Raw genomic sequence first — 6,156 nt, forward strand, 5'->3', positions numbered from 1 at the left:
GAACGCACCTTCAACAGAAGGAAACGGCGATATGGATCGGGGGCGAGGAAGTGAAGTCGTAGCGCTCATAGAAGAGCCGCGCCTCATCGACCTTGGGCCATGGGGAATTAACCGAGCTTGTACTTGTGCAGTAAGCGGTAGAGGTTGCGCTCGGAGACACCGAGCGCGTCGGCGAGCTTCCCGCGATGTCCGGAATACTTCTTGAACAGCATCTCTACGTAGGAGCGGCGAACCTCCTCCAGATTCATTTCGATCCGCCGTGGAGATTCAGTCAGGCCCTCGCAGCGACGGCAGTTGGCGCCTGTCTCTTCGGCCGGCGTCTGGCGGCGCCTTAAGCAATCGGTGCCTGCAGCAGCCCGCTCATTGCACGCGGGGACATATGCGTGTTGGACCTCACCGATTGCTGGCGGTCAGCATCGACCGGAAGCGCATCAGGGCGATCGTCGTGTAGACGGCTCCGAGGCCGGCCATCCAGACAAGCTCCGGCCACACGATATCCATGCCTGCATCGCGGAACAGGACGGCATGCGAGTACGCGACATAGTGCGTCGAGGGAACGACGGACATGACGATGCGGAGTGCATCCGGCATGCTTTCGATCGGCGCCATGCCGCCTGACAGCACTTCCATGACGATGACTGTGGGAAAGGCCAGCAGCGCGAACTGCGGCATGGAGGCCGACAACGTAGCGAGCATCACGCCGAGCGCCATCGTCGCAAACAGGAACACTGTCGCGCCGACGAGGTACAGCGGCACCGAGCCGCCGATCGGGATGCCCATGGCGAACCGCGCGACCAGATTGAGCGACAGCGTCACGGCGACCAGTACGATGAGCCCGTTCGCCCAATACTTGGCAGCGACGATCTCGCTGGGTGTCACGGGCATCACCAGTAGATGCTCGATGGTGCCATGCTCGCGCTCCCGCACGACAGCCGCGCCGACCAGCATGATCGAGAGCAGGCACACGTTGTTGATGATCTCCATGACAGCCATGTGCCGCTGCTCGTCGAGGTTCGGGTTGAAGAACGACCGCACCGTAAAGTCGATCATGCTCGCCGACGTGCGGCCGTGCTCGCGCAGGGACTGGTGCACCTCTCGCGTCGCGATCTCCTGAATGTAGCCGGACCCGGTGCCGGCCTGGGTCATCGCCGTCGCGTCAACGTTGATCTGGATGGCCGGGCGACGCCCAGAGAGGACGTCGCGCTCGAAACGCGGCGGAATGTCGATGACGAATGTGAAGCGTGCACCATCCATCGCCTTGTCTATATCGGCGGCATCGAGCGAGCGGGGCGGCGAGAAGTGAGGCGGTCGAAGAGCATCGCGGATGCGCTGCGACAATGCCGATTGATCCCGGTCGACGAAACCGACGCTCGCGTCGCGCATCTCAGTGTTCGAGCCGGCACTCACGAGATAGATCGTGCCAGTGAACGCCCAGATGATGAAGACCACCATGCCGCGATCGCGCCACACGCTCGCCAGCTCCTTGACACCAAGGCGAAAGACGTTCGCGAACCACTGCAGCATGGTTCATCGCTCCTGCTTGCGCAGCAACAGGCTTGCCGCCGTCACGAACGCGATGGGAAAGAGCGTCAATGCCAGCATCGGCGCGATCAGCTCCGATGCGGCGAGCCCCTTGGCGAACACGCCCATGCTGATCTGCTGGAACCAGTAGGACGGGAAGCCGTAGCCGATCATGCGTCCGGTTTCTGTGAGGTTCGAGACCGGCTGCGTGAAGCCGGAGAAGTTCATCGCCGGCAGCAGTGTGAGCAGCGCGCATGCGAACATGGCCGCCACCTGGCTGCGCACGAAGGTCGAGACGAGCAGGCCGAAGGTCGTAGCGGCGAACGTGTAGATGATGCCGCCGAGCGCCAATGCCAGCACCGAGCCGCGCAGCGAGAGCCCGAGCGGCCAGAGCGCCAGAAGAACCATGAGCGCCAGCGTCACGATGCTGAGGCCGGTGTACGGCAGTGCTTTGCCGATCAAGAAGGTGGTCGTCGTAGCCGGAGAAACCGACAGATTGACGATTGACCCGATCTCGCGCTCGCGGACGACGGCGAGCGCGGTCAGCATCGAAGGAATGAGGATGGCGAGCAGCATGATCACGCCCGGCGTGATGGCGAACACGCTGCGAAAATCTTGATTGTACCAGAAGCGCGGCTCGAAGTTGACGGCGGTCTCAGGTTCCTTGCCTGTCTCGTGTCGCGCGAGATCGCGGACATAGAACGAGATGATCCCCTCGGCATAACCGCGTGCCGTGTTGGCGCGCGTCGGATTTGCGCCGTCGAGCCATAAGCTGATGACCGGCGTGTGTCCGCGGAGCAGATCGCGCCCGAAGGCCGGGGGAATGCCGACAACCAGCGCCGGGTCCCCAGACTGCAGGCGCCGATCAATCTCCGCCTCAGAGAACACGGGCTGACGCTTATCGAAATAGCGCGATCCTGCAATGTGCAGGACCAGCCCCTGGCTCTCGATCGATTGGTCCCGATCGAAGATGGCGACGGGCAGCGCCTCGATGTCGAACGAGATGCCTTTAGCGAAGGTCAGCATCAGCAGGATCGGCGCACACAGTGCGAACAGCAGCCGCACGCGGTCACGCATCAGCTCCATGGCTTCGCGGCGAGCAAACGCTGCTATCCAGATGAGCGAAGGGGCCCGCCAAACCGACGTCTGCGCCCCACCCGCATCGGCAATCGTCGACAGATGGATGGTATGTAAGCCATCCCCGGCACCGGCACGGCCGAGATGCCCGACGAAGGCGTCCTCAAGCGTCGCGACGTTCTCGGCCTTGTATATCTCCGCCGGGGTTCCGACAGCGAGAACCTTGCCAGCGTGCATGAGGGAGACGCGGTCGCAACGCTCCGCCTCGTTCATAAAGTGCGTAGAGACGAATATGGTCGCGCCGCCGCGACGCGAGAGATCAAGCAGCAGCCGCCAGAAATGATCACGCGCCTCGGGATCGACGCCAGAGGTCGGCTCGTCGAGGATCAATACTTCGGGCTGGTGGAGGCACGCTGCCGCGAGCTGCAAGCGTTGCCGAATGCCGAGGGACACGTCTCCCGGATAGCTGTCGGCAACGGCCCTGAGTTCGAACTGTTGCAGTGCCGTCTCGATGCGTTGCGGGATCTCAGCGGCGGGCACCTGATAGAGGCGAGCATGGAGGTCGAGATTGGCACGGACGGTCAACTCGCCGTAGAGCGAGAACGACTGTGACATGTACCCGACACGCATGCGCGTCGCGAGGTCGGTCGCATCGATCGGCTTGCCGAGCAGTGTCGCATGCCCGCTGCTGGCGGGAAGAAGGCCCGTCAGCATCTTCATCGTCGTGGTCTTGCCGCAACCGTTGGAGCCGAGGAAGCCGAAGATCTCGCCGCGCGAAATGCGGAAACTGACGCTGTCGACGGCCGTGAAGTCGCCGAAGCGGCACGTGAGCTCCTCGGCCTCGATCACGACGTCGCCAACGTCATGCGTGCGCGGCTCCACCACGAACGCCGGAGGGCGCGCAGTCTGCCCTCGATAGCGCAAGCGGATGTAGGCCTCCTCGACGGTCTCCGCACCGGTGCTTCGCTTGACCTCTGCGATTGGGCCTGCTGCAAGAATGCGCCCGCCATCGATGGCAACGAGGTTCTGGAAGCGCTCGGCCTCCTCCATGTAGGCTGTGGCGACCACCAGAGTGAGCGCCGGCCTCTGCTCCCGGATGCGGTCGATGAGCTGCCAGAATTGGCGGCGTGACAGCGGATCGATGCCCGTCGTCGGCTCGTCGAGAATGAGCAGGTCGGGATCGTGCACAAGAGCGCAGCAGAGGGAGAGCTTCTGGCGCATGCCACCGGAGAGCTTGCCGGCTGGCCGATCAGGAAACGGATCGAGGCCTGTCGCAACCATCAAATCGTTGGCGCGGGTCCGCCGTTCTGCAACGGATGCGCCGTAGAGCGAGGCGAAGAAGTCGATGTTCTCCGCGACTGACAGCGTCGGATAAAGGTTCTTGCCCAGGCCTTGCGGCATGAAAGCGATACGCGGTGACACGCGCGTGCGGTGATCTGCGCGCGCCATGTCACCGCCGAGCACCTCGACACGGCCGGCTTGGATTCGCTTGGCGCCGGCGATCAGCGCCAGCAGCGTCGATTTGCCAACCCCGTCCGGACCGACGATCGCTGTCGTGGATGCCGCCGGAACTGTAAGAGCCACATCGGTCAACGCGATTGTTGACCTGTAGCGGTGCTCAACACCCGAGAGCCGGATCACTGCGGTCTCAGCGGACATTGGCAGTCCCCGTCGGCTCGGGCAGCTTGGGCTGCAAGCGCGGCGGAAATTGCGCACCATCGCCGAGAAGGACGTAGCCCGTACCCGTGAGACCGGCCTTGACGTGCCGGCGATGCGTCTCGAGCAGCTTCGGGTCGATCTTCAACTTGACGCGATACATGAGCTTTTCACGCTCGTTCTGCGTCTCGACGTATTTGGGCGTGAACTGGGCCTCAGCTGCGATGAAGGACACGAACGCGGGAATCACAAACTGAGGTGCTGCATCGAGCACGATCCTTGCTTCGGCCCCTAGAGCCACCCGTCCCACGTCTGCAGTTGGCAGAAAGACGGTCATGAACACATCTGACAGGTCGAGCAGTGTCGCGACACGGCCGCCCGCAGCAATGACCTCGCCGGGCTGCACGAGCTTGTACTCGACGCGACCAGCCACAGGAGCCTTGAGCACCATGTCGTCGATCGAAACCTGCAACTGGACGACCTGTGCCTCAGCCGCCTCCCTCTCCGCTTCGGCGACAACGATGTTTGCTCGCGCTGCAACGACGGCCGCCTTGGCCACGTCCCGCTCGGCGGTACGCTTGTCGATTTCGGCCTGACTTATGACGCCCTTCGTCAGATCCTGGGCGCGGCGGACCTGCATCTCCTGCAGTTCGAGCTGGGCCTCGCGGCTGCCGACCTCGGCCTGCGCCCGGCCGATCATCGCCGCCGCGCGTCGCACCGAAGCCTTGGCCGACGCCAGTTGCGCCATGAACTCCGCATCGTCCATGCGGGCGACTACCGTACCGCGTTCTATGAAGTCCCCTTCCCGCACGGTGATATCTGCGAGCCGGCCGGCGAGCTTGGTCGAGATATCGACGCGCTCCACCTCGATGCGACCGCTCGCGGTCGTCATGTCGGACGGCGCCCTTGGCTGCTTGGCGCGCTGCCAATAGATGGCACCCGTCATGCCGGCCAAGACGATGGCAAGGAGGGTGGCGGCAGTTTTGAAGCTCTTGGTGATCGACATCGCATATCGCCTACTTGATGGTTGGTTGACCGACGTTGAGGTCGGTCAATCCAGCTCCGAACGATGAACTCGTAAGGCAAGCCTCGTTCGGCGGCAGTGTACAGCTCATCCCTTCGCTCGGTCAGGCAAACCGCGTCACCCCAAGTTGACCCGGCGGAAGGTCTCCCGCAAGCCTGCCCTCGCCGGTTTCTTCGCCTCGGTATCTTGCTGCACATGAACCGCCGCCGCGTGTCTGAGGGCGACGACCGAGCGCGACAGCAAAGGGCAAGTATTGCGCGAGATGTCGGCGCCTTGGCTCCGCTGCGAAGTCGCGCGCTGCAGGCCAATTTCGCGACGATCTGTCACGGATCGAGATGCACCATATCCGTCGAGCCGATTTCTTTTAGATTTTCTTGAAGCCGCTGGATGACGTGATGCATTCCTTCCAATTCTTTGCGTCCAATTCCGTCGGACAGTTGATTGACCCATGGTGCCTGCAGTTCCATAGCGGCTCCGAACGATTTCTTTCCTTTTTCTGTCAGGGCGACGAGTTGCGCGCGACGGTGATGTGGATTGTGCTCGAATTCGACGAGCCCCTCCTCGCGCAAGTCATTGATGATCCTTTGGACGTTTTGCCGGTTGCCGCCCAAATCGCGAGCCAGCCAAGCCACAGGTTGCGGGCGTTCTGCCGAGACTATAGCGCCTAGAACTTGCCACCGAGCGCTTGTCAGACCCAGGGGCGCGACCAAGCGATCGCCTGCCGCTAAGACTGCGCTTGTTAAGCGGAAGAGGTCCAAAATCATTCCCGTCAATGCCTCGCCAGCGGGCGTTCTTCTGGTTTGCTTCATTTGTCACCATATAATTTTGTTGACATTATGATGTCAATTATGCGATGCGCTTAACGTCATAGTGGCGTC

At 62.4% G+C, this 6,156-nt stretch carries 5 protein-coding genes; all 5 read right to left on the reverse strand.

The window, feature by feature from the left end:
• Positions 1-107: 107 nt before the first annotated feature.
• Positions 108-248 (reverse strand): hypothetical protein, encoded by a 141-nt coding sequence (locus tag V7E26_RS28685; protein ID WP_324422761.1) that lies wholly within the window; start codon positions 246-248, stop codon positions 108-110.
• A gap of 145 nt (positions 249-393) precedes the next feature.
• The gene (locus V7E26_RS28690; protein ID WP_324422762.1) at positions 394-1,524 is read right to left on the reverse strand and encodes an ABC transporter permease; all 1,131 of its coding nucleotides are present in this window, start codon (positions 1,522-1,524) and stop codon (positions 394-396) included.
• Positions 1,525-1,527: 3 nt separating this feature from the next.
• The gene (gene rbbA / locus V7E26_RS28695; protein ID WP_324422763.1) at positions 1,528-4,257 is read right to left on the reverse strand and encodes a ribosome-associated ATPase/putative transporter RbbA; all 2,730 of its coding nucleotides are present in this window, start codon (positions 4,255-4,257) and stop codon (positions 1,528-1,530) included.
• Positions 4,247-5,260 (reverse strand): HlyD family secretion protein, encoded by a 1,014-nt coding sequence (locus V7E26_RS28700; protein WP_324422764.1) that lies wholly within the window; start codon positions 5,258-5,260, stop codon positions 4,247-4,249. The genes rbbA and V7E26_RS28700 overlap by 11 nt, the downstream gene beginning before the upstream one ends.
• Before the next feature lie 341 nt (positions 5,261-5,601).
• On the reverse strand, positions 5,602-6,087 hold the full coding sequence (locus V7E26_RS28705; RefSeq protein ID WP_324422765.1) for a MarR family winged helix-turn-helix transcriptional regulator: 486 nt from the start codon (positions 6,085-6,087) through the stop codon (positions 5,602-5,604).
• Positions 6,088-6,156 lie beyond the last annotated feature (69 nt).

The organism is Bradyrhizobium sp., from assembly GCF_036735945.1.
Classification (GTDB): Bacteria; Pseudomonadota; Alphaproteobacteria; order Rhizobiales; family Xanthobacteraceae; genus Bradyrhizobium.